This window comes from Microcystis sp. M53598_WE2, assembly GCF_030067735.1.
In the GTDB taxonomy this organism is placed as follows: Bacteria; Cyanobacteriota; Cyanobacteriia; order Cyanobacteriales; family Microcystaceae; genus Microcystis; species Microcystis aeruginosa.
Genome location: NZ_JASJFE010000972.1, coordinates 1 through 2060, shown reverse-complemented (window position 1 = coordinate 2060; position 2060 = coordinate 1). Strand labels below are relative to the sequence as shown.

At 38.7% G+C, this 2060-nt stretch carries 2 protein-coding genes; one reads left to right on the top strand and one right to left on the bottom strand.

The window, feature by feature from the left end; translation table 11 throughout:
• Positions 1-766, top strand: a 766-nt coding sequence (locus PX636_RS19905) for a DNA-methyltransferase (RefSeq protein ID WP_288118461.1), incomplete at its 5' end; no start/stop codon positions are given.
• Positions 767-885: 119 nt separating this feature from the next.
• Here PX636_RS19905 and PX636_RS19900 read toward each other — a convergent pair.
• Positions 886-1956: a glycosyltransferase family 4 protein gene (locus PX636_RS19900; protein ID WP_288118460.1), complete on the bottom strand. Its 1071-nt coding sequence runs from the start codon at positions 1954-1956 to the stop codon at positions 886-888.
• Positions 1957-2060 lie beyond the last annotated feature (104 nt).

Here is a 2060-nt window from a genome sequence, read left to right as displayed (position 1 = left end):
GGATACTTATCTGGAAACCCAAACTAAAATTCTGCGAGAATTCCCTAGAATCTTGCAAGATAATGGCAGTATTTGCTGGCAGGTGGGAAATTTCGTTCAAGAGGGAGAAGTTTATCCTTTAGATATTTTTTATTATCAGCTATTTAAACAAATGGGTTTCTTTTTAAGAAATAGAATTGTCTGGCATTTTGGTCATGGATTACATACCTCTAAAAGATTTTCTGGCAGGTATGAAACTATTTTATGGTTGACAAAAACCGATAAATATATCTTTAATCTTGATCCGGTGAGAATCCCCGCTAAATACCCTGGTAAGCGCCATTTTAAAGGTAAAAATATCGGTAAACCCTCTGGTAATCCTTTAGGGAAAAATCCCAGCGATGTTTGGGAGTTTTTAGCACAAGAATGGGATGAGTTACTATGGGATATTCCTAACGTTAAATCTAATCATCCAGAGAAAACTATCCATCCTTGTCAATATCCAATCGAATTAGTAGAAAGATGTGTTTTAGCCTTGACAAATGAGGGGGATTGGGTTTTCGATCCTTTTGCTGGGGTTGGAACTTCTCTGATTGCTAGTATTATGCACAATCGTCGAGTGATGGGGAGTGAAAAAGAAGCAGAATATGTGAAAATTGCCCAAGAAAGAATCGCCGCTTATTTGCAAGGAAATCTCAAAATTCGTCCTTTAGGAAAACCTATTCATCAGCCCACTGGCCAAGAAAAAGTCGCTCAAATTCCCGAAGAATGGCACAATAATATATAGGAAGTAACACTCAATCTCCCCAGGAGAGTACAGGTTTTTGCTCTCATATACTTGGGTTTTAATGCTTAGTGCCGTCTAACCCATCCTACAATGATTGATAAGTTTTTTTGTCACCATTTTTAGAGAAAACTTTCCAGAATTGTTGCAGTTTCTTGTCCCGTTTTTTCCCAACTAAAAAGTTCGGCGCGTCGGCGACTCAGGGATTTTAATTTAAGACGTAATTGTTCATCAGTAGCGATTTGCTGCATTGCCTCTCTCATCTCATCAATACTATAGGGATTAATTAAAATTGCCGCATCTCCTGTGACTTCCGGGAGAGAGGAAAGATTAGAAGTAATCACAGGAGTTCCACAGGCGATCGCTTCTAGTACAGGTAATCCGAAACCTTCCCAAAGGGAGGGATAAACTAAAGCAGTTGCTTGGTTTAAAAGTTGCGGCAATTCTTCATAGGAAACATAGTTTAAAAATTGCACTCGTTGAGAGATTGATAATGCTTCTACCTGTTGCTGTAGAGCCGGGGTAAAACGGGAGTCAAATTGACCGACAATTAATAATTGATATTCGGGATCAATTTGGGAAAAAGCAGTAATTAAACGAGCGAGATTTTTATGAGGATCATAACGACCAAGATAGAGAAAATAGGGACGAGTCGCCAGATTTAGAGGACGAAAATTATCAGAATCATAACCAGAAAGAATCACGGTTATTTTGTCAAGAGGTATGTTAAAAAACTTATTAATATCGGCGGCAGTTGCTTGGGAAACAGCGATAATATGTGTGGCTTTTTTTAGGACTTGGGGTAAATAGTATTTATTATAAAAAGTTAGGGGAGAAAATTTCGGGAATCGCAGGGGAATTAAATCATGAACTGTGACAATATAGCGGCAATTTCGATAAATAGGTGCTTCGGGAATGGGGGTAAATAGCAGGGAAGACTTTAATTGTTGATAGGTTTGATAGAGTTGGGTTTCTGTCCAAATTAAGCGCCTAATATTGCCTTTGGTTCCCTGCTCTTGGGTGAGGTTTGCCGAGACAGGATAGGTGTTAAAATCTGGGTAACTATTAGAAGTGATTAGGGTAGGATTTAAGTTATCTAATTGGGGAATTAGATTTTTAGTATAGGTAGTCAATCCAGTATATTTAGTACCGAGAAAAGCGAGATTGATTAATAATTGATGATTCCTATTCATAGATATTAGCTACTTAAGTAGGTAGGTGTTAAAAGTTGTCAGACACCCCCCTTATCAAGGGGGGATTAAGGGGGGATCCCCCCGCCTATCGGCACCCCCCTTAT

What these genes read in the sequence shown, in the direction of transcription:
- PX636_RS19900 (WP_288118460.1), bottom strand. Translation starts at nt 1,956, where the DNA reads ATGAATAGGAATCATCAATTATTAATCAATCTCGCTTTTCTCGGTACT.